The sequence below is a fragment of the Acidovorax sp. 35-64-16 genome (genome assembly GCF_002281195.1).
GTDB classification, from domain to species: domain Bacteria; phylum Pseudomonadota; class Gammaproteobacteria; order Burkholderiales; family Burkholderiaceae_C; genus Acidovorax; species Acidovorax defluvii.
Genome location: NZ_NCFM01000003.1, coordinates 188,872 through 210,856 on the forward strand (window position 1 = coordinate 188,872; position 21,985 = coordinate 210,856).

15 protein-coding genes, 1 tRNA gene, 1 pseudogene and 1 riboswitch are annotated in these 21,985 nt (G+C 65.4%); of the genes and pseudogenes, 7 read left to right on the forward strand and 10 right to left on the reverse strand.

The annotated features are described in order from the left end of the window. The first annotated feature begins 53 nt into the window (after positions 1-53). Entirely contained in the window at positions 54-998 is a 945-nt protein-coding gene (locus B7Y64_RS04305; protein WP_291324261.1) for a LysR family transcriptional regulator, read from the forward strand. A 141-nt stretch (positions 999-1,139) separates the two neighbouring features. Here B7Y64_RS04305 and B7Y64_RS04310 read toward each other — a convergent pair whose 3' ends face one another. The 4 genes from B7Y64_RS04310 to iolC form a co-directional block, all read right to left on the reverse strand. Further along, a complete protein-coding gene (locus B7Y64_RS04310) occupies positions 1,140-2,117 on the reverse strand; it encodes a tripartite tricarboxylate transporter substrate binding protein (protein WP_291324260.1) in 978 nt (325 codons plus the stop codon). Between the two features lie 39 nt (positions 2,118-2,156). Then, positions 2,157-3,128 carry a tripartite tricarboxylate transporter substrate binding protein gene (locus B7Y64_RS04315; RefSeq protein ID WP_291324259.1) on the reverse strand — a complete coding sequence of 324 codons (972 nt, stop codon included), beginning with the start codon at positions 3,126-3,128 and terminating at the stop codon, positions 2,157-2,159. Between the two features lie 123 nt (positions 3,129-3,251). Further along, positions 3,252-4,058: a 5-deoxy-glucuronate isomerase gene (gene iolB / locus B7Y64_RS04320; protein WP_291324258.1), complete on the reverse strand. Its 807-nt coding sequence runs from the start codon at positions 4,056-4,058 to the stop codon at positions 3,252-3,254. Then, positions 4,055-6,022, reverse strand: coding sequence for a 5-dehydro-2-deoxygluconokinase (gene iolC, locus B7Y64_RS04325; protein ID WP_291324257.1), 1,968 nt, complete (start codon positions 6,020-6,022; stop codon positions 4,055-4,057). The genes iolB and iolC overlap by 4 nt, the downstream gene beginning before the upstream one ends. A gap of 98 nt (positions 6,023-6,120) precedes the next feature. Between iolC and B7Y64_RS04330 the strand changes: the two genes are divergently transcribed. After that, positions 6,121-7,026, forward strand: coding sequence for a MurR/RpiR family transcriptional regulator (locus B7Y64_RS04330; protein ID WP_291324256.1), 906 nt, complete (start codon positions 6,121-6,123; stop codon positions 7,024-7,026). Between the two features lie 42 nt (positions 7,027-7,068). Next, a pseudogene (locus B7Y64_RS04335) lies at positions 7,069-8,590 on the forward strand (NAD(P)H-hydrate dehydratase). Between the two features lie 98 nt (positions 8,591-8,688). Here B7Y64_RS04335 and rnr read toward each other — a convergent pair. Further along, complete coding sequence (gene rnr, locus B7Y64_RS04340; protein ID WP_291324255.1) at positions 8,689-11,013, reverse strand: ribonuclease R; 2,325 nt, start codon at positions 11,011-11,013, stop codon at positions 8,689-8,691. Positions 11,014-11,032: 19 nt separating this feature from the next. Here rnr and B7Y64_RS04345 point away from each other — a divergent pair. Continuing rightward, positions 11,033-11,117, forward strand: a tRNA-Leu gene (locus B7Y64_RS04345). Between the two features lie 93 nt (positions 11,118-11,210). On the opposite strand, the gene B7Y64_RS04350 is transcribed toward B7Y64_RS04345, so the two are convergent. Continuing rightward, complete coding sequence (locus tag B7Y64_RS04350; RefSeq protein ID WP_366444417.1) at positions 11,211-11,579, reverse strand: GNAT family acetyltransferase; 369 nt, start codon at positions 11,577-11,579, stop codon at positions 11,211-11,213. Positions 11,580-11,661: 82 nt separating this feature from the next. Beyond that, a complete protein-coding gene (locus B7Y64_RS04355) occupies positions 11,662-14,400 on the reverse strand; it encodes a DUF349 domain-containing protein (RefSeq protein WP_291324254.1) in 2,739 nt (912 codons plus the stop codon). 965 nt (positions 14,401-15,365) lie between these two features. Here B7Y64_RS04355 and B7Y64_RS04360 point away from each other — a divergent pair. The 3 genes from B7Y64_RS04360 to nrdR all read left to right on the forward strand — a co-directional run bounded on the left by B7Y64_RS04360 (position 15,366) and on the right by nrdR (position 18,149). Next, positions 15,366-16,196 carry a lytic transglycosylase domain-containing protein gene (locus tag B7Y64_RS04360; protein ID WP_111864468.1) on the forward strand — a complete coding sequence of 277 codons (831 nt, stop codon included), beginning with the start codon at positions 15,366-15,368 and terminating at the stop codon, positions 16,194-16,196. A gap of 53 nt (positions 16,197-16,249) precedes the next feature. Further along, positions 16,250-16,402, forward strand: a riboswitch (ZMP/ZTP riboswitch). A 35-nt stretch (positions 16,403-16,437) separates the two neighbouring features. Next, positions 16,438-17,682: a serine hydroxymethyltransferase gene (gene glyA, locus B7Y64_RS04365; RefSeq protein WP_291324253.1), complete on the forward strand. Its 1,245-nt coding sequence runs from the start codon at positions 16,438-16,440 to the stop codon at positions 17,680-17,682. 17 nt (positions 17,683-17,699) lie between these two features. Further along, a complete protein-coding gene (gene nrdR, locus B7Y64_RS04370; protein ID WP_024814624.1) occupies positions 17,700-18,149 on the forward strand; it encodes a transcriptional regulator NrdR in 450 nt (149 codons plus the stop codon). A gap of 206 nt (positions 18,150-18,355) precedes the next feature. On the opposite strand, the gene B7Y64_RS04375 is transcribed toward nrdR, so the two are convergent. From B7Y64_RS04375 to B7Y64_RS04385, 3 genes are all read right to left on the reverse strand, one after another. After that, on the reverse strand, positions 18,356-20,104 hold the full coding sequence (locus B7Y64_RS04375) for a bifunctional metallophosphatase/5'-nucleotidase (RefSeq protein ID WP_291324271.1): 1,749 nt from the start codon (positions 20,102-20,104) through the stop codon (positions 18,356-18,358). 77 nt (positions 20,105-20,181) lie between these two features. Next, the gene (aroC, locus tag B7Y64_RS04380) at positions 20,182-21,279 is read right to left on the reverse strand and encodes a chorismate synthase (RefSeq protein WP_291324252.1); all 1,098 of its coding nucleotides are present in this window, start codon (positions 21,277-21,279) and stop codon (positions 20,182-20,184) included. A gap of 199 nt (positions 21,280-21,478) precedes the next feature. Then, positions 21,479-21,928 (reverse strand): CBS domain-containing protein, encoded by a 450-nt coding sequence (locus B7Y64_RS04385; RefSeq protein ID WP_291324251.1) that lies wholly within the window; start codon positions 21,926-21,928, stop codon positions 21,479-21,481. Positions 21,929-21,985 lie beyond the last annotated feature (57 nt).

The following is a 21,985-nucleotide window of genomic DNA, read 5'->3' on the forward strand; positions in this document are numbered from 1 at the left end:
CCGCCAAGACCGCCACCGTGAATTGATTGTTCACCATGGTGAACAATAGCGCCATGAAATCATCCACCCGCGCCACCCCCGAAACCCTGTGGTCCCACCTGCACTGGCTGGTGGTGCTGGGCGAGCAAGGCAGCTACACCGGCGCGGCGGCGCGCCTGGGCGTGAGCAAGGCCGCCATGAGCCAGCACATTGCCGAGCTGGAGCGCGCGGCAGGCGTTCCGCTGGTGAGGCGCACCACGCGCAGCGTGGGCCTGACCGAGGCGGGCCGGCAACTGGTGGACGACACACGCGGAGCCTTCGAGCGCATCGCCGAGAGTTTTGCCGGGGTGCGCGACCGCGCCGGCGTGCCCCATGGCCGCCTGCGCGTGACCGCCCCCGTGGCACTGGCACGCCAGCAACTCGTGCCCCGGCTACCGGCCTTCTTGCGCGCCTACCCGGAGGTGCGGCTGGAGCTGGACATGTCGGACAACCTGCGCTCGCTCACCCTCGAAGGCCTGGACCTGGCCATCCGCCACACCGCCGTGGCGCCCGACACCCATGTGGCCTGGCTGCTGTGCACCACGCAATCCGTGCTGGTGGCCAACCGCGCCTACCTGCGCCGCACCGGCATACCCACGACCCCGGACGACCTGCGCCAGCACGACTGCCTGCACTACCCCCGCACCCAGGAGGCGCCGGCATGGACCTTCGAGCCCATGGTGCCGGGGGCCTCCCCGCGCCTGACCGTGCCCGTGACCGGCCCGCTGGCCGCCAACAACAGCGAGGCCCTGCGCGATGCGGCGCTGGCGGGCCTGGGCATCGCCCTGGTGCCCGACTTCAGCGCGCAGGCGGCGCTGCAGGCGGGCAAGCTCGTCGAAGTGCTGCCGGATTGGCGGCCGGTCGGCACCTTCAGCGAGACCATCCATGCGATCCGCCCCTACTCGGCCCATGTGCCACGCGCGGTGGCGGTTTTCGTGGAATGGCTGCGAGAGGCCTTTGCGCCGGGCTTCAGGGCCTGACGCAGGCGGACGCTCTTAAGGGAAGGCCGTCATGCGTTGTCCGCCGCCAGGCACGCACAGCGGGCAAGAGCTCTCAAGATAAGGAACCCGCCTCCCGCCCGCCCCGTGGGGCGCCGGCCGGCGGGCAGGCATGGTGGCCGCTCAGGCCTTGATGCCCAGCTTCTCGACCAGTTGCTTGAACGTGGCGTTGTCCCGCGCGATCAGGGCGTTGAAATCCGCCTGGTCCAGGTAGCCTTCTCCCATGTTCTGGCGGGCCATGGTGTCGCGCAGCGCAGGCTCCTGCAGAGTTTTGGCGATGGCATTGCGCAGCACGGCCACTACCTCGGGCGGCGTGCCTTTGGGGGCTGCAAGACCGCGCCAGCCACCGATCACCAAGTCGATCTTGCGCTCCTTGAGCGTGGGCACCGCCTCCCAGCCGGCGGCAATGCGCTGCTCGGACATCACAGCCAGCGGACGGATCTTGCCCGCCGCCACATAGGTGGCCACCTCCACGGGCGTGACGGCCACTGCCTCAATGTGCCCGCCCAGCAGATCGAGCACGGCGGGATTGGCCCCGCGGTACGGCGCATGGTTCAACTGCACACCCACCTTGTCCTCCAGCGCCGCCGCCGCCAGGTGGCCCAGCGAGCCGGGCCCCGCATTGCCCACACGCACGCCGCCCGGGTTCTTGCGGGCAGCGGCCAGCAAGTCTTCGAGGGTGCGCAGGGGTGAGTCGGCACGCACGGCCAGTGTGGCCGGGTCGGCGTTCAGCCGTGCGATGGGGGTCACGCTGTCGGCCGTGATCTTGGTGATGCCCATGTGCGGAATCATCGTGATCTCCACCGTGATGATGGCCAGCTTGTAGCCATCGGGCCGCGCGTTGGCCAGTTCGGTCCAGCCCACGGCGCCGCTGGCGCCCGCCTTGTTGAGGACGATCAGGTCCTGCGGCAGATGCTTGCGTGCCGCTTCGGCCAGTGCCCGGGCCAGCACATCGGTGCCCCCGCCTGCAGCAAAGGGCACGATGAGTTCGATGGGCTTGCTGGGGTAGGCGCCCGTCTGCGCGGCAGCGGGCAGCAGGGCTCCTGCGGACATGGCTGCCAGGGCGGTGCAGGCATGGCGGCGGTTCATGGAAATGGTCATGGCGTCTCTCTCCTGTGTTTTTTTCGGGGTCCAAATCGATCAGTCGAGGCGGATGTTGGCGGCCCGGATCACCCCGGCCCACAGCTTCTGCTCACTGCGTACGAAATCGGTGAACTGCTGCGGTGTCATGGACAGGGGCTGGATGCCGATCTCTTCAAGCTTGGCGCGTGTCTCGGTGTGGCGCAGGGCTGCCGCCAGATCCTTGTTCAGGCGCTCCACCACGGCCGCAGGCATCCTGGCCGGGCCCACGAACCCCTGCCACGCATAGGCCTCAAAGCCGGGCACGCCGGCCTCCGCCATGGTGGGCACATCGGGCAGGATGGACAGGCGCTGCGGCGTAGCCACGGCCAGCACCCGCACCTTGCCCGCCTTGATCATCGACAGGCTGGGGGGCAGATCGACAAACATCGACTGCACCTGGCCCGCCATGAGATCCTGCAGCGCCGGGGCCGAGCCCTTGTAGGGCACGTGCAGGATGTTCGTGCCGGTGCGCTGTTTGAACAGCTCCAGCGCCACATGCAGCGGCGAGCCCGGGCCCGACGAAGCCGACGAGACGGAGCCGGGACTCTTGCGCACCTGTACCAAAAATTCCTGCATGTTCCTGGCCGGGAAATCGGGGTGCACGGCCAACACCAGCGGCATACGGCCCAAGCCGCCAATGAAGCTGAAATCCTTCTCGGCGTTGTAGCTCAGCGCGGAATACATGGCCGGGTTGAAGGCCAGCGTGCCCGAATCGGCGGTGCCCACGGTATAGCCATCGGCCGCAGAGCGCGCAATGAAGGTGGCGCCGATGATGCTGGCCGCGCCCGGCTTGTTGTCTACCACCACGGGCTGGCCCAGGTCCTGCCCCATGCGCACGGCCAGGCTGCGGGCGATCACATCGGTGGTGCCGCCGGGCGCGTAGGGCACCACCCACTTGACGGGTTGGGTCGGGTAGGCGGTCTGCGCCTGGGCGCCGAGCGTGCAGGCGAGCAGTGCACCGGCAAGGATGCGAAGGGTGTTGCGTTTCATGGTTTGTCTCCAGGGGTTGGCGGTTCAGAGGCAAGGTTTTCTGCGAACCTTTTCGGCTATGTGCAATTTTTCCGCGCTCTTGCGATTGCTGTTGTTACGTCAGCAGCTATTAAATAAATAGCATCAGCGCGGCGCGGCCATCCAGGCATGGGCGGGATCGTTCTTGAACGCCCAGCGGCGTTCGGGCCCCGCCATGGTGTTGAGGTAGTACAGGTCATAGCCATGCGGTGCCACGCAGGGGTGGTAGCCGCGCGGCACCATCACCGTGTCGCGGTGCTCCACGGCCATGGATTCGTCCAGCGAGCGGTCGTCGGTGTACACGCGCTGAAAAGCAAAACCCTGCGCGGGATTGAGCTGGTGGTAGTAGGTTTCCTCCAGCACGGTTTCGGCCTGCGGCTGGCTGGCGTCGGCACTGTCGTGCTTGTGCGGCGGGTAGCTGGATGAGTGCCCGGCGGGAGTGATCACCTCCACCACCAGCAGTCCTTCGGCGGGCTGCGACTCGGGCAGGATGTCGCAGACATAGCGCGTGTTGCTGCCCTGCCCGCGCACGCTGCGCTGCATCTGCGCAGGCTCGATCACCCGCTCGGGATACACGCCGCGCGCCGGTGCGCTGCTCAATGCCACCTCGGCAGCGCCACGCGCCACGATGCGCACCGCCCGATCTGGCGGTACATACACGGCCGTGGGCGATGCCTCTTCGAACACCGATGCGCGGCTGCCCAGGGCACGGTAGACATGGGCCCCCACGTGCACGTCCACCTGCCCGCTGAGCACCGTGATGCACAGTTCGCGCGCGCCGGTGGCCAGCGACTCCTCATCCCCTGCGCCCAGGCGCATGGCCTTGAACCCCACGTGGGCCCATCCGGCCGTGGCCGGCGTCACATCCACCACCACGCGGCCCGAGGGGCTGGCCTTGACAAGCAGTGTCATGCGAGCGCTCCCGCTGCCTCGGGGGCGGTTGTTGCCCGCGCCGGGCGGCTGTCGCGCCAGCCCGCGATGAGGCGGCGGAAATTGGCGGCCACCTGCGCCTGCAGCCCGGCATCGTCGATCTCTCCCTTGAGCCAGGCCAGGCTGGGACCAGCCCAGACGGTGCGGCCAATCATGAAACCCTTGACGAGGGGGGCGCGCGCCTCGGCAAAGCCTGCGATGAGCTGCTCCACCGGCTGCGAAAGCCCCAGGATCACCGCGCCACGGCAGTACGGGTCGCGCTCGCGCACCAGGGCGTCCAGCGCGTCCCAGTGGCGGGCGGCCATGGTGCCAACCTTCCACCACTCGGGCTTGAGGCCGATGCCGTAGAAGTGGCGGATGGCGCGCAGCACGGCCTCGCCGGTATCGCCCGGGGCGAGCATGTCCTTCGGGGGAATCACTTCCAGCAGCAGTTCGTGCCCACTGGCGCGTGTGGCCTCCCACACCTGCTGCAGCCACTCGTCCTGCTCGGCGCGCAGCGCGGCCGCATCGTCCGGGTGATAGAACACCAGGCATTTCACGACCTGCTCGCGTGGCCAGTGCACCAGCTGCGTGGCCAGCGAATGCGTTCCGTCAAAACGCAGCGGGCGTGAGCCGGGCCGCTCGATCGGGCGCCCCAGCCACCAGCCCCGGCCCGTGGCGTCGTGCAGCGCGGCTTCGCCGATACGCCCGTCAATCAGCACGCCCATGCGCCCCTCGCATCCAGGATCACGCTCGACATCGGCCACCACGGCATTGAGCAATTGCTTGAGTCCGGGCAGGCGTGCGCCGTCTACGCCGGCCTGGCGCGCCAGGTCTTCAAACTGGGCGCGGTGGTCATAGGCCAGCACGAACAGCTCGGGCCATTGCGGCCGCGCCGCCGTCACCCGGTGCAGATGGGCCAGATGCGGGTCCTGGTCGGGCCGGGGATGGCGGTGCCCCGAGAACCAGTGGTCCAGCTCTGCCGGAGTGGGCATGGCGGGTGCGCAGCCGTGGCGCGACACCACGATGGCCCCACAGGCGTTGGCAATGGCCGCCGATTCGGCCCAGGTTTTTCCCCGCAGCAGCCCCGACAGCAGGCCCGACGCAAACGCGTCGCCCGCGCCCAGCACATTGAGCACCTCGATACGTTCACCCAGCACCGTGAGCGCATCGTCCAGGGCGGCGGGAACATCCCCTTCGATGACGCTGCAGCCCAGAGGGCCCCGCTTGACTACCAGCACGGCCTGCGTGTGCCCGCGCACGCAGCGCAGGCTGGCCATCAGGTTGTCCGACACGCCACCGGCGATCAGCCATTCCTCTTCGGTGCCGATGATGAGCTCGAACGATCCAAGCTGCGCCTGCAAGTGGCGGCTCACGGTGTCGCTGCCCACATAGCGGGTTTCGCCATCGCCTTTGGCTGCCAGCCCCCACAGCACGGGGCGATAGTCGATGTCCAGCACCCGCACCAGGCCATGGCGTTGCGCAATCTCCAGTGCACGGCGGCTCGCGGCGAGCACGGTGGGCGTGCTCAGGTGCGTGCCCGTGATCACCAGGCTGCGGCATCGCGCCAGAAAATCCTCGCTGATCGCATCGGCATCCAGGGCCATGTCGGCGCAGTTCTCGCGGGCGAAAAGCAGGGGAAAGGTGTCTTGGTCCTTGATGCCCAGCAGCACCATGCCGGTCAGGCGCTGGTCATCCACCTGCACCTGGCTCACGTCACAGCCCTCGCGCCGCAGGGTATCAAGCAGGAAGCGGCCGTTCTGCTCATTGCCCACACGCGACACCATGGCCGAGCGCAGCCCCAGCCGGGCGGTGCCAAACGCGATGTTGGCAGACGAGCCCCCCAGGTATTTGGCAAAACTGCTCGCGGCCTCCAGACTGCACCCAATCTGCTGGGCGTAGAGGTCTACGGCCAGCCGGCCCAGGCAGGCCACATCCAGGGGCCGGTTGGCGGGAAAAGACAACATGCGGGGTCTCCTCAGGGGCGCCACGGCCTGAACCGGTGCGCCGGATAATGGTTCGTTGCATCTATGATAGCCCAAAATAGAAAATATTTTCCAATTTAATGAAAAATAGAAAAACACTATCTATTGCCGCCTCCATTGGTACATCCGCCGCGCCCTACCCGAACGCCGACGCTTTTCTGGCGGTAGTGCACGCAGGCTTTGAGCCGCTGAGTCGCCAGCTCAAGACCATCGCGCGCTATGTGGAAAAGCATCGCGACCAGCTGGCGCTCGACGGCGTTCAGGCCACGGCAGCGCAGTGCGGCGTGCAGCCCTCGGCCCTGGTGCGGTTTGCCAAGCATTTCGGTTTTTCGGGCTATACGGAGATGCAGGCCCTGTTCCGCGCGGGGGCCGTACGCCAACTGGCACCCAATCGCAACTACCAGGAACGCATCCGCGAGCTGATCGTGCCTGGCGGGAGCACACGGTCGGCCGCCCAGTTGGCACACGAGGTGATCGACGGCAACATCGACAGCCTGCAGGCACTGCAACGCAATCTGCCGGACCCGCAGTTTGATGCAGCGGTCGAGCTGATGCTGCAGGCCCCTGCCTTGTGGCTGGCCGCCTCGCGGCGCGCGTTTCCGGTGGGCGCCTACCTGGCCTATGCGCTGCAGCACACGGCCAAGCCAGTGCACTGGCTGCATGGGCTGGGGTTCATGCACCAGGGCGAGCTGCGCGCGCTGGCGCCCGGCGACGTGCTCGTCGCCGTGTCGTTTGAGCCTTATGCTCAGGAAACCCTGGAACTGGCGCAGGAAGCCGTGGCACGCGGAGCGCGGCTGCTGGCCATCACCGACAGCCAGCTGAGCCCGCTCGCCACACTCGCCAGCACCACCCTGATTGCGCAGGACAGTGCTACTTTTGGTTTTCGGTCGCTTACCAGCACGCTCAGCCTCGCCCAATCGCTGTTCCTCGGCTTGGCCTACCGGATGGAGCTGGCCTACGACCACCAACCCCCAGCGAAAACCTAACACGCCCGTCCGCCCTTATGGCCGACGCCGGCCAACACACCCATGCACCCCATCACTCCCCAGCAGCCACACCCTCTGTTCAACACGGCCGCCACGCGGCGCATGGAGCAGCAGGCCGCTGCAGCCCTGCCGCCGCACACACTCATGCAGCGCGCCGGCCTGGCGGTGGCCCGGCTGGCGCAGGCGCTGGCGCCCCATGCGCGCACCGTGTGGATTGCCTGCGGCCGCGGCAACAATGGTGGCGACGGGCTGGAGGCAGCCATGCACCTGCAGCGCGATGGACGGCGGGTGGTGGTGACCTGGCTGGGCACCCCGGAGCACGCACCCCCCGATACCCGCCAGTCGTGGCAGCGCGCACTGGACGCGGGCGTGACCTGGGCCGATGAAGCCCCCCCCCGGCATGACCGCCGCAGACCTGTGCATCGATGCCCTGCTGGGAATTGGCGTCTCATCCGCCGCCCCAGCGCGCGCGCCAGACCTCCGGCTGCTGGGCGTGCTGGTGGCCTTGCAGCACAGCCCGGCCCCCGTGCTGGCCGTCGATCTGCCCTCGGGCCTGGATGCGGACACGGGCCAGTTCGCTGCAGGCTTTGCCTTGCCGACAGGGCCGATATCCAGGCAGCAACCAAAACCACGCCACACGCTCAGCCTGCTGACACTCAAACCCGGCCTGTTCACCGCCGCGGGGCGAGACGGAGCGGGCAGCGTGTGGCTGGATGATCTGGGCGTCTCCCCCGAACCAGAGCCCCCCAGCGCATGGCTGGTCGGCCCCGCCCTGCCCGCGCAGCGCAGCCACGCCAGCCACAAGGGCAGCTACGGTGATGTGGCCATCGTGGGCGGCGAAGGCTTGGCGGCGCGGGGGCTGGGCATGACGGGCGCAGCGCTGCTCGCAGCCTCTGCCGCATTGCATGCCGGCGCGGGCCGGGTGCTGGTGGCCTTGCTCGACGATGGCCAGATGGCCATCGATATGGCGCAGCCCGAGTTGATGTTTCGCCGCTTTGACGCACTGGCGCTGGAACAGCTCACGGTGGTGTGCGGCTGTGGCGGTGGCGAGGCCGTGCGCGCAGTGCTGCCCGCCGTGCTGGCACGGGCCGCCCGGCTGGTGCTGGACGCCGATGCGCTCAACGCCTTGGCAACCGATGCCGCGCTGCGCGCGGAGGTAGTGTCTCGCGCCGAGCGGGGGCTGCCTACAGTGCTGACACCCCACCCCCTCGAAGCGGCGCGGCTGCTGGGCATGTCCGCCGCCGAGGTGCAGGCCAACCGGTTGAACGCGGCACAGCAGCTGGCAGAGCAGTTCGATTGCGTGGCCGTGCTCAAGGGCTCTGGCACCGTGATCGCGGCACCGGGATACCCCCCAGCCGTCAACCCCACCGGCAACGCACGGCTCGCCACGGCTGGCACAGGCGACGTGCTGGCGGGCATGGTGGGCGCGCACCTGGCAGCGGGCGCCGAAGCGCAGCCTGCTGCATCACAAGCCGTGTACCAGCACGGTCTTGCCGCCGATCGCTGGCCTGCAGGCCGCCAGCTGACGGCCAGTGCCCTGGCGCGACACATTACCCAAACTTAAGCATGAAAATAGCCGCTAGCCCTTATTGGTAAAGCGCTAGCAGCTATTAATAATACAGCAATTCAAACACCGCCGCAGCGCGGTGGGCTACCTGGGGTTCAACTGCGGCGCGGCTTGCGGCTCTTGCTTTTGCCGGTGGTGCCGCTGGAGGCAGTCTTCTTGGCAGATGCCTTTGCCTTGCCGGGGGAGCGCGCAGCCTGTTCCCGGGTCATTGAGGCACGCTCGGTCGCCGACGGCTCAGGCGCCTGGGCACGCTTGCGGTCGCCGGAGCGCCCACCCGCCTTGCGTGCACCGGCGGACTCCGGCGCCACGCCCTTGTCCTTGAGTGCGCGGCCCACCAGCTCATCGCCCTCTCGTATCAGACGGAAGTCGATCTTGCGTCCATCCAGATCCACGCGGCTGACCTGCACGCGCACCCGGGTGCCAATCGAATACCGGATGCCCGTGCGTTCACCGCGCAGCTCCTGGCGTGCCTCGTCGAACTTGAAGTATTCGCCGCCCAGTTCGGTGATGTGCACCAGGCCTTCCACATACATCGCATCCAGCGTCACGAAGATGCCGAAACTGGTGGCCGCGCTGACCACGCCACCATATTCTTCGCCCAGGTGCTCGCGCATGTATTTGCACTTGAGCCAGGCCTCGACATCGCGGCTGGCCTCGTCGGCGCGGCGCTCGTTGGCGCTGCAGTGCAGGCCTGCGGCTTCCCAGGCCTGCGTATCGCGGCTGGGCGGCACCACATCCTTGCGCGGTTTGGTGCCCGGCGCTGCCACGCGGGCCGCCAGGCGCTTGGCCAGCTTGGCGTGCGCTTCGCCTGGCGTGGGCAGCGAGGGCAGCTTGTATTTGCTCTTGCCCAGAATGGCCTTGATGACACGGTGCACCAGCAGGTCGGGGTAGCGCCGGATGGGGCTGGTGAAGTGCGTATAGGCATCGAATGCCAGGCCGAAGTGACCACTGTTAACCGGCGTATAGATGGCCTGCTGCATGGAGCGCAGCAGCATGTTGTGGATCTGCTGCGCGTCAGGCCGGTCTTTGGTGGCCTCGGCAATCGCCTGAAATTCTGACGGATGGGGGTTATCGCCAATCGTCATGCCCACCGCCATGGCCTTGAGGTAGCCGCGCAGAATTTCCTGTTTTTCGGGCGTGGGGCCTTCGTGCACACGGAACAGGCCGGGCTGGCCGCCCTGCGCGATGAAATCGGCGCTGCACACATTGGCGGCCAGCATGGCTTCCTCGATGAGCTTGTGCGCATCGTTGCGCGTGCGGGGCACGATCTTTTCGATGCGGCCGTTTTCGTCGCAGACAATCTGCGTCTCGGTGGTTTCAAAATCTACCGCGCCGCGCGCCTGGCGTGCGATGAGCAGCGCGCGGTACACGTCGTGCAGGTTGAGCAGGTCCTTGACCCGGTCCTTGCGCTTGCTAGCCTCGGGGCCGCGCGTGTTGGCCAGGATCGCCGCCACCTCGGTGTAGGTGAAGCGTGCGTGGCTGAACATCACGGCCGGGTAGAACTGGTACGCGTGCACCTCGCCCTTGGCAGTCACCAGCATGTCGCAGACCATGCACAGGCGCTCCACCTCGGGGTTCAGAGAACAGAGCCCGTTGCTGAGCTTCTCGGGCAGCATGGGGATCACGCGGCGCGGAAAGTAAACGCTGGTGGCGCGGTCGTAAGCGTCAATGTCGATGGCGCTGCCGGTCTCCACATAGTGGCTCACATCGGCAATGGCCACCAGCAGGCGCCAGCCCTTGCTGCGCCCCACCTTGGCAGGCTCGCAATAGACCGCGTCGTCGAAATCGCGGGCGTCTTCGCCGTCGATGGTGACCAGGGGCACGTCGGTCAGGTCCACACGGTGCCTCTTGTCCTGCGCGCGCACCTTGTCGGGCAGCTCTTTCGCTTGCGCCAGGCATTCGGCAGAGAACTCGTGCGGCACACCATATTTGCGCACCGCGATTTCAATCTCCATGCCCGGGTCGTCCACCTCGCCAAGCACCTCGGTGATGCGCCCCACGGGCTGACCAAACAGCGCGGGGGGCTCGGTCAACTCGACCACCACCACCTGCCCCGGCTTGGCCGCGCCGGTGGCCCCCTTGGGAATCAGCACATCCTGCCCATAACGCTTGTCTTCAGGAGCCACCAGCCAGACGCCGCTTTCCTGGAGCAATCGGCCGATCAGCGGCTGCGGCGGGCGCTCGATGATTTCCACCACGCGCCCCTCGGGACGGCCGCGGCGGTCCTGGCGCACGATGCGCACACGCACACGGTCTTTGTGCAGCACGGCGCGCATCTCATTGGGGGGGATGAAAATGTCGCCTTGGCCATCGTCGCGAATGACAAATCCATGGCCATCACGGTGCCCCTGAACGCTGCCTTCAATCTCGTCGGACAGATGCGCAGCGGGTGCGTCGGGGGTGGTTTTTTTGATATACAATCTTAGACTTTCCTGAAATGCCCAGGTGGCGGAATTGGTAGACGCACTAGTTTCAGGTACTAGCGAGTAACATCGTGGAGGTTCGAGTCCTCTTCTGGGCACCAAAACACAAAAAAACCCGTTGCAATTGCAACGGGTTTTTTCGTTTTGGCCGCCACCATTGGCGGTCAGCCCATTGCCATCCAGAGCACAAGAACTCAAAGGTCGGGAATTAGGCGCTTGCCCAGACTGAAGGCATCGTCCCTGGCGTAGCCCAGCTTTTCATAGAACGCTATCACCTGCACATTGGTGGTGCGCACCAGCACATTGATCTTTGGGCAGCCCATCGCCAGCAATCGCTGCTCGACCCGCTCCATGAGGCTGCGGCCAATGGCAAGCCGCTGCCTGCCTGGCGCCACTGCCAGGTAATAGACCGAGCCGCGATGGCCGTCATAGCCGCCCATGGCGGTCCCGACGAGCACGTTCTCCCGAACCCGCCCCTGGAGCAGAGCCACCAGAAAAAGCCCGGGCTGCACGGCCTGCTTGCGCGCAATATCTTTGTGGGGGTCATTCCACGGGCGCAGCAAGCCGCAGTCGCGTCAGAGTGCCACCGTAGCAGACTCGTCCCCCGCTTCAAAGGGACGTATCTGCAATGCGGTGGTCATGCGCTCACTTGCGCAGCAGTGTTTTCAGTACGTTCTGCAGACGTCGCGCACTGGCGGGGTGATTGGCACTGGCAAGCACACGCGCAGCATCTTGACCCCAGGTCTGGGCGGGCGCAGGATCGTTGCGCCGGGTGAGCAATTGCAATTGCAAGAAACGGCGGGCGTCGATGTGTTCTGCCGGGGTTGGCGCTTCGGCTGCCATCTCCAGCCGGAGCAAGGCTTCGGCTGCGTCGCCGGCTGCGGGGGCAGACAACGCCTGCGCCCATGCGCCACGCACGGCCCCTGTCACCCGGCCACCCAGCTCCTGTGTGCTTGGCAACAGCGCCGCGTCGCGCTTTTCCCACGCTGTCAGCAGTTGCGTCAGCGCTTCACCGTGGGCCTGCGCCGCCAGCTTCTTGAGCGCGAGCTGTGCGTGTTCCATGGCGTCGCGCTGGGCACGGAAAGCCGTGTCACCCAGGCGCGGTCCGCGGTCTTCGTAAGCGGGACGATCACCGAAGCGGCCGCCACGGTCATTGCGATCACCAAAATGGCCGTCCGCACGCGGGCCACGGCCTGCATCGCGATCACCACGGCCATCGCGGCGATCGCCGGGGCGCCCGCCGCGACCTGGCGCTGCGGGTGCATCTTTCTTCATGCCTGGGCGGTCATCGCCACGCACCGCTACCACCGGACGCGCAGCCGGCTTGGGCGCAACAGGGACGGGAGCAGGAGCTTCTTCGGAACCTTCCGAGGAAGCATCAGGCGCTACATTTTCAGGAGCATCAATCGCTGCTGGATTGTTCGCTTGAAGCTGATTTGGCTCGTTGCTCTGTGCCGACGCCACAGCCTGTGCCGCCTGCGCCTGCCCGTGCAGTGCGGCCTCCAGTGCCTGCATGGCCGAGCGAATTTGCTGCACATCGCCGCTGGCATTGGCCGCTTCCAGCGCCTTGGAGGCCTCCAGCACCACCCGATCACGCGCACTCAGTTCAGTCACAGCCTTTTCGCGGTCTGCCGATTTGCGGTTGAAGGCTTCGTCAATCGGCTTGCGGAAGGCATCCCACAGCTTTTGCTCATGCTTGCGGTCCAATGGCACGGTCTGGGCTTCGGCCTGCCAGCGCTGCTGCAAGGCTTTGACCGCATCAATGCGCAGCGTGGGAGCAGCGCCCAGTGCCACCGCTTCATCAATCATGGCGTGGCGACGGGCAAGGCTCTCTTTTTGTGCGTTCTCCAGCGGTGCGGCGGCAGCGGAAATGGTCTGCTTCCAAAGCGGCTGCAGTTCGGCAAAGATCTTTTCGCCGACATGACCGCCTTCACGCCAACGGTCGCCAAACTGGTGCAGTGCGCGGTTGATGGCCTTCCAGTCACCAGAGGCGGCATGCTCTTGCGCCCAGGCCTTGACCTCTTCGATCAGGGCCATGCGCTGGGCCTTGTGCTCGGCAGCTTCGGTGCGGATCTTTTCGAGCCAGGCTTCCACCACCTTGTGCGCGGCATTGCACGCCTCATCAAACTTTTTCCACAAGCCGTGGTTGGCTGCACCGCCCTGATCCGACTGCTTCCACTGTTCGCGCAACTGGCGCAGTGACTCCTGCATCTTGCGGCCACCCAACGCCTGACCGTCAGGACGATGCAGCAGGGCTTCTGCCTTGGCCACCAAGTCTTCACGGACCTGGTCTGCACTCCAGCGCTGCCAGCCTTCCAGCTCACCCGCAGCCACCAGGGCAGCGTGCACCTGGTGCTCCAGCGCGGAGTCAATGTGCTTGCCATGGACCTTCAGCACGGCGCGCAGTGCCGCAGCAGCGCCCGCACTGGCCTTGCCATGCCCTTCGGCGGTTTCCTTTTCCAGCGTTGCCAGGGCTTCGCGCACGACTTGCACGGCCTTTTCAACCACCTCAGGTGCGACCTTGGGCTTGACCACTCGGGCGGGCTTGGCAGCGACTGCGGCAGCCGCCTCAGTTGGCAGCCCGCGCACAACACGCAATTCATCGGCCCACACGGGTACGGGCGGCAATGGGGCAGCCGCGTCCTCGGCAGCCGCAGCGGCTTGCGCCACGGCGGGCTGGAAGGCGTCCCACACCACCAGCAACTGTGTGCGCGAGGCCTCCAGCAGTGGCGGAAAGCGCGCCTCCACGCTGACCCAGCTGGCGTCTCCGGTCAACTCCTGGGCTTGCTCCTGCCAGCGCGCAACGTCGGCACGCAGCAATTCCAACGCAGCATGCGCATCTTTCCAGGACTTGGTGGAAAGCACCTCGATGCGTTGGGCCAACAGCACGGCGGCTTCTCGCTGCACCTGCACACGGTGCTGCAGGTCTTCGATCACCTTCACGCGATCGGCGACCTGCACCTTGAGCAGCGAAAGAGGTTCGCGCGAAAGGGGCGCGCCCGCCTTGGCCGCATCGCGCTGCCACGCCAAGGCGTCGGCAATGTTGAGCTTGGGAGCCGCCAGCAATGCCTGGGCTTTCTCGGCCCACTCGGCCGCAATGGCCTCCTGTCCTTTGGCGCGGCGGATTTCATCCAGCCGTTCGCGTACCGCGCGTGCAGCCCCCTTGTCGCGCCCGCTCAGTTCCTTGAAAACCTCTTGCAGTTGCTCGGGCGCCGGCTGGGTGGCGAGCCAGTCACGGATGCGGGAAGCCCGCTCACTTGACGTGGCGGCCGAGAAAGCGCCACCAGTCAGCGCATCCAGGGGATGCGACTCTTGGGTTTTGGCCGGGGCCGGATTCACTTCAGGTGCGTCGGACATTTTGCTGCGAGAAAAAAAAGGAAACATGGATCCAATGAATGAGAGGACCGGACAAGCCACTTGTGGGAAAGCTGGACGCTGCGGCCACATGCGTGAGCGCTTGCGAGCGGGAGTGCCATTTTCACCGGGTTCCAGCAAAAGACCACGCCATGGCGTCGGGCCAAGCATCAAGAAATGATCTGGCGCAAGCTGGTCAGATCGACTGACACGGGCAGGTCGGTTGATGAAATCCACTCTCCCGGCGCAACGAGGCCAGCCATGGAGAACATCGCCCATTATCCCTATATATATGCAACCGGCGAACTGGCCCCTGCAACCGGCCAAAACACAGACACAACACCCGGCACGGATGCACCAACAAGAAAGCCCGGTTGACAGACCTCATGGCCTGCCCACCGGGCTTGACGGCTGACGCAACGGTCTTTGCCATCGGTTCGCAATCTGGAGTTGAAAGTCCACATTGCGAGGAGACAAGGTATTGCCTCCAAGGTTTGCCATAAAAGCTGCATCTGCTGCACCTGGGCACTGCATGCCTTCAGCGGGAGACTTTGCTTTGTCTGGCGATGCCTGAAATCGACAGGCAACGCAACCTTACCAAACTCACTGGCCCAACTCAAATTGCATTCTCAATGGCTCACAAGACCGCGATTGAAATTGACACACAGGGGTCACAGAACAAGCGCTTCCAAGCCAGCCGAAATTGCAAAAATAGGCGCTTTACTGAGGTTTTTTACAGCTTTATCATAACAATTATGTATTTTGAATAACTTTGTTAGTATTGACTTGGCATTAAGTGACCTCCTAGAATCCGCCAGCCCCCAACAGGGCTAGTAAAAACCCCAACCCGCTGCCGAACCCGGCTAAGTCAATTCATCGCTCGAGTCATGAACGAAGCACGGAATTGATGGCGTACCAATCCAGGTGACTCCCTGAGCCGATGCTGTCGTTGACGACGGTATCGCAAGCAGGCGTCGCTTCAGAAAGGAAGAGCTATGACAGCGTCAGGAAAAATAGTCTCCGGCGTACGGACCTTCGTGGCCGACGTGACCGAAGGTTTCCTTGAAATCACCCACAACAGTTTTGCCCTCATCGGGCTGGCCGTTGCCTTTGTTGTTTTGACCCTTACGGCCCGCCCCGACCTGCGCCAGGCGGGCGAGGCGCATCTGATGGACTGGCTGCAGTCCCGTCAGGTGGCCCTGCTGGAAATGCCAGTAGAGCTGGGTGCCATCGAACGCGCCACTGCCAGCAACCCCAAGGACCTGCCAAAAGAGCAGGCTGCGGTGGCTTACTGGCTGAGCAAGAAATACCGCGTTGCGCCAGAACCCCTGAGCGCACTGGTGGCTGAAGCTTATGAAACCGGCGCACGCACCAAGATCGATCCGACCCTGATCCTGGCCATCATGGCCATCGAATCCAGCTTCAACCCCTTTGCCCAGAGTTCCGTGGGCGCCCAGGGCCTGATGCAGGTGATGACGCGGGTTCACACCGACAAGTACGAAAACTTTGGCGGTCACTTTGCAGCGTTCGATCCGGTCACCAACCTGCGCGTCGGTGTGAAGGTGCTTCAGGAATGCATAGCCCGGGCTGGTTCGGTGGAAGGCGGGCTGCGCTATTACGTGGGCGCAGCCAATCTGCCCGATGACGGCGGATACACCGCCAAGGTGCTGGCCGAGCATTTCCGGCTGCGCCAAGTCGCTGGCGGACGATCCACTCCCATGAACCCGCCCGCGACCCTGTCGACCCAGGCCCCGGCCCGCACCGTACCGGTTGTCGCGCCCGCCGATGCCCCCGAAGCCGCAGGCGACAAGCTCGCGCTGCTTTAAGGTCTTTGAAAACGGGCATCCCATCGAGTGATGAGGCGCCGGTCAGCTACACTAGAGGCGTACGCGACTGGCGATAGGCGCGGCTCCCCACAAGGTGCCGCCGCTGACGTGGAAACCGGCAAGGGCATGCCTCTTGTGAACCACTAGGGAGCGTGCCGCAAAGGCTCAGGGCCTTCTGCGTTCCGCCGTTCGCCTGGGCAGCCCTTGTTTCAAGGGACACAAGTTCATAGGACTGCCAATCATGTACGACCGCAATATTCTTGTCGAACAAACCGATCCCGAGCTGTTTGCTGCCATCCAGGCTGAAAACGCCCGGCAAGAGCATCACATTGAGCTCATCGCCAGCGAGAACTACGCCTCCCCCGCAGTGATGTGGGCTCAGGGCACGCAACTCACCAACAAATACGCCGAAGGCTACCCCGGCAAGCGCTACTACGGTGGCTGCGAGCATGTGGACGTGGCCGAGCAACTGGCCATCGACCGCGTCAAGAAAATCTTCGGCGCCGAAGCCGCCAACGTGCAGCCCCACTGCGGCGCATCCGCCAACGAGGCGGTATTCCTGGCATTCCTCAAGCCCGGCGACACTATCATGGGCATGAGCCTGGCCGAAGGCGGCCACCTGACACACGGCATGCCACTGAACATGTCCGGCAAGTGGTTCAACGTCATCTCCTATGGACTCAACGCCCAGGAAGCCATTGACTACGACGCGATGGAAGCCAAGGCACGGGAACACAAGCCCAAGCTCATCATTGCCGGTGCCTCGGCCTACAGCCTGCACATCGATTTCGAGCGCTTTGCAAGAATAGCCAAGGAAATCGGCGCCATCTTCATGGTGGACATGGCCCACTACGCCGGGCTGATTGCCGCCGGCGTCTACCCCAACCCCGTGCCGCACGCTGACGTGGTCACTTCCACCACCCACAAGAGCCTGCGCGGCCCCCGTGGCGGCATCATCCTGATGAAGGCCCAGCACGAAAAGGCCATCAACAGCGCCATCTTCCCCGGCCTGCAGGGCGGCCCGCTGATGCACGTCATCGCGGCCAAGGCCGTGGCTTTCAAGGAAGCGCTGCAGCCCGAGTTCAAGGCCTACCAGGAACAAGTGGCCAAGAACGCCAAGGTGGTGGCCGAGACGCTGACCGCACGCGGCCTGCGCATCGTGAGCGGCGGCACGCAAAGCCACGTGATGCTGGTGGACCTGCGCGCCAAGGGCATCACCGGCAAGGAAGCCGAGGCCGTGCTGGGCGCCGCCCACATGACCATCAACAAGAACGCCATCCCCAACGACCCTGAAAAGCCGATGGTGACCAGCGGCGTGCGCATTGGCACCCCCGCCATGACCACGCGCGGTTTCAAGGAAGAAGAAGCGCGCATGACGGCCCACCTGATCGCCGACGTGCTGGACAACCCGCGCGACGAGGCCAACATCGCCGCCGTGCGTGCCAAGGTCAACGCGTTGACGGCCCGTTTCCCTGTTTACGGTTAAGCCCAGCGCACTGCCCCATGAAGTGCCCCTTCTGCAGCCACCAAGAGACGCAAGTCGTTGAAACCCGGGTGTCTGAGGAGGGGGATTTTGTTCGCCGTCGGCGCCGGTGCAGCGCCTGCGAAAAACGATTTACCACCTACGAGCGCCCCGAGGTGAACTTCCCGGTGGTGGTCAAAAAAGACGGCCGCCGCATTGAATACGAGCGCAGCAAGTTGCTGGCCTCGTTCAATCTGGCTCTGCGCAAGCGGCCCGTCAGCACCACCCAGATCGACAGCTCCATTGAGCGCATCGAGGAAAAGCTGCTCAACATGGGGCAACGTGAAGTGCTTTCCAGCCACATAGGCGAACTGGTCATGCGCGAGCTCAAGAAGCTCGACAAGGTGGCTTACATCCGCTTTGCCAGCGTGTACCGCAGCTTCGAAGACATCGACGATTTCCGCGCAATGGTCGATGAGGTTGGCAAGTAATCCGCGTCTGATTTAAAGCTTTTTTAGCCTCAAGCGCTTATCGATCAAGCGCATACAGCTATTAATTAAATAGCAGATCATGACCCGATGGTGGCGCCAGCAGGCCGCACGGCGGCCATGCGGCTCACCTGCCTCCCGCCACCAATCACTATCAAAAATAGAGCTACTGGCTCTTGATGCATAAGCGCCAGGGGCATTTTTTGTCCTTATTGATTGGATCCCGTGGCCGGTGCGCTGCGTGTGATGCGGGTAATGCGGTTCGTCGCCGGAGGTGCCACGGGGCTGCTGGCGCGGAAATAGGCCTCCAGTGCGTCCAGGTCCTGGCCACCGCCCAGCATGTCCGGCACTTGGGCAAACACCGTGAAATTGTCGCCACCGCCCGCCAGGTAGTTGCTCATAGCGACACGCACACGGGCCTCATCGGTCAGTGGCTGGCCGTGCAGCGCCATGTGGCTGATGCGCGCACCTGCGGGCCGCGAGAGGTCGTAGGAATAGCCAAACCCCGCCGACACCGACAGCACGCGCGGCCGCTCGGGCGTGTTGGTGCCACTGTCAAACTGCTGCTCCAGCGCCGCACGCAGCTGCGCCCCGGTGAAGGTCTTGACGACCAGGTGGTTGCCAAAGGGTTGCACGGCAAACAACTGCCCGTAGCGCACCAGCCCCTGCTCGTCGGGCACCAGGTCGGCGCGCACACCGCCGGGGTTCATGAAGGATATCTGCGCCCCGCCCTGCCCGGGTAGGCGCGTCGCATGCAGCTGGGCATCGGCAATCAGGTTGCCCAGCGGCGATTCGAGCGACGGGCCGGGTTGCCGCAGGATGGCAGCGGTGACCTGCCCCACGGGCCGCTGGGCCAGCGGCACGGCCGCCGCATGGTAAGTGGCCACCAACTGCTGCACACCGGTGTCGACGGGAAACACGGGCACAACGGCGCTCGTGTCCACACGGCCCTGCGGGCCCGTGAACCCTTCGCCCTGCACGATGACCTGGCGCTCCGCCTTGCGCACCACGCGGCGTGTGCGGGTGTCCACGCGCAGGGCAATGTCGGTCACCAGCGTGCCATACAGGCCCGCGCTGGTCAGCAGAAATGGGCGCTGCGGGTTCACGCTGGCGTAGTCGCACACATAGGCCCGATGGGTGTGGCCCGACACCACTACGTCGATCGCCGGGTCCAGCCGCTCAAGGATGGGCACGATGTCGCCGCTGAGCCCCGCGCAACTGGTCTCGGTGATGCCGGCCGCGGTGCCTCCGCCCTCGTGGATCACCACCACGATGACATCGGCGCCCTGGGCGCGCAACTGCGGCACCAGCGCGTTGGCAGTGGCGGCCTCGTCCTCGAACCGCAGCCCGACTACGCCGACGGGCGACACCATGGTGGGGGTGGCCTTAAGCGTGAGACCGATGAACCCCAAGGTAATCGTGGCGCCCCCATCGTGAAACCGCTTGAGCCCCGTGGGTGGCAACAGCGTCTGACCATCCTCGCGCACGGTGTTGGCGGCCAGAAAACCGAAGCGGGCGCCCTCAAACGGACGGGATATCTGGCAGGGCGTGCGCACAGTGAACTGCTCGCAACCGCCATGCTGCAGCCGTAGCAGCTCGCGCCAGCCACGGTCAAACTCGTGGTTGCCCACGGCGTTGAAGTCGATCTGCATGCGGTTGACGGCCTCGATGGTGGGCTCGTCCAGAAACAGGGCCGACACCAGCGGCGAAGCCCCCACCATGTCACCGGCAGACACCACCGCGTGGTGCGGATTGCTGGCCTTGAGCGCCGCAATGGCGCTGGCCAGATAGGCCGCGCCACCGGCCGGCACGGCAACAGCACCGTCAGGCCCCGGCACGCGCACCACCAGGCGGGGCGGCTCCAGATGGCCGTGCAGGTCGTTGAAACCGATCAGCGTGATGTCGATGTGCTGCGCCGCCGGTGCCACGGCGGCACAACCCGCCAGGGCCGCCAGCATGCCCAGGGCAAAGGCGGTGCCCAGGCCCCGGCGCGATAATCCCCGTGCCATCGCAGGCAAACGGGCCACCGGAGCCCTTAAAGGAAAGAGGCCCGGATGGGCGCCACGTTGGCCACCACATCGGCGCACTGGGCGCGGTGGCGCAACGCGTGGTCCATCACCACCAGCGCCAGCAAGGCCTCGGCAATGGGCGCGGCGCGAATGCCCACGCAGGGGTCGTGGCGCCCCTTGGTGATGACCTCGGCGCTGTGGCCGTGGATGTCAATCGACTCGCGCGGGCTGATGATGGAGCTGGTGGGCTTGATGGCAATGCTCACTTCCAGGTCTTGTCCGGTGCTGATGCCGCCGAGCACGCCACCCGCGTTGTTGCTGCGAAAGCCTTCCGGGCTCATGGAATCGCCGTGCACGGTGCCGCGCTGGGCCACGCTGGCAAAGCCGGCGCCAATCTCCACGCCCTTCACGGCGTTCAGGCCCATCATGGCGTAGGCGATGTCGGCGTCGAGCTTGTCGAACAAGGGCTCGCCCAGCCCCACCGGCACGCCCGTGGCCTGCACGCGGATGCGTGCGCCGCACGAGTCGCCGGCCTTGCGCAGCGCATCCATGTAGTCCTCGTACTGCGCGACATCGGCCACTGGTGCAAAAAACGGATTGTTGCGCACATGCTCCCAGCCCTCGAACGGGATGGCCAGCTCGCCGAGCTGCGTCATGCAGGCACGAAACTGGGCGCCGTATTGCTGTGCCAGCCACTTCTTGGCCACGGCACCCGCGGCCACCGTGGGCGCTGTCAGGCGCGCTGAAGAGCGGCCGCCACCGCGCGGGTCGCGAATGCCGTATTTGTGCCAGTAGGTGTAATCGGCATGGCCGGGCCGAAAGCTCTCGGCGATGTTGCTGTAGTCCTTGCTGCGCTGGTCGGTGTTGCGGATCAGCAGGGCAATCGGCGTGCCGGTGGTCTTGCCCTCGTAGACGCCGGAAAGAATTTCGACCGCATCGGGCTCGCTCCTCTGCGTGACGTGCCGACTGGTGCCGGGGCGGCGACGGTCGAGGTCGGCCTGGATATCGGCCTCGGCAAGCGGCATGCCGGGCGGGCAGCCGTCGATCACGCAGCCAATGGCCGGGCCGTGGGATTCACCAAAATTGGTGACTGCGAATAAGGTACCGAAGGTGTTGCCGCTCATGGCGCCGGATTATCCCAGACGACCACCCACGCAAAGACACAGCGCACGAGAAAAGCCCCCACCGCCTGCGCCCGCGCGGCCCAGGCCAGAGCCACCGCGCAAGGGCCGCCCCGCCGCGCAGGTGGCGTCCCCCTTTCCGCGTTGCGCAGCAATGCGAGAGAAGGGGGAAGGCGCCGAAGGCGACTGAGGGGTTGTCGCCTCAGGGGGTTGTCTTTTCCTCCGGCCAGTCGCGGATGTAGGCCTTGAGCATCTTGTTCTCGAAATTCTGGCTGTCCACCACGGCCTTGGCCACGTCGTAGAAGCTGACCACGCCCATGAGCATTTTCTTGTCCATCACCGGCATGTAGCGCGCGTGGCGATCGAGCATCATGCGGCGCACCTCGTCCATGTCGGTTTCGAGCGTGCAGGTCAGGGGATGGTCGTCCATGGCCGAGCGTACGCGCAGGGCACCCACGCTGCCGCCGTTGCGCACGGTGGCCTGGATCACTTCGCGGAAGGTGAGCATGCCCACCAGGTCGCCCAGCTCCATCACCACCAGCGAGCCGATGTCTTTTTCAGCCATCACGCTCAAGGCAACGGCAAGGGGTTCGTCCGGTGTCACGGTGTAGAGGGTGTTCCCCTTGACGCGAAGGATGTCGCTGACTTTCATGGTGTTGTCTCCGAGGGCGCGCTGGGCGCAACAGGCTGATTCACGGCAAATATAGCC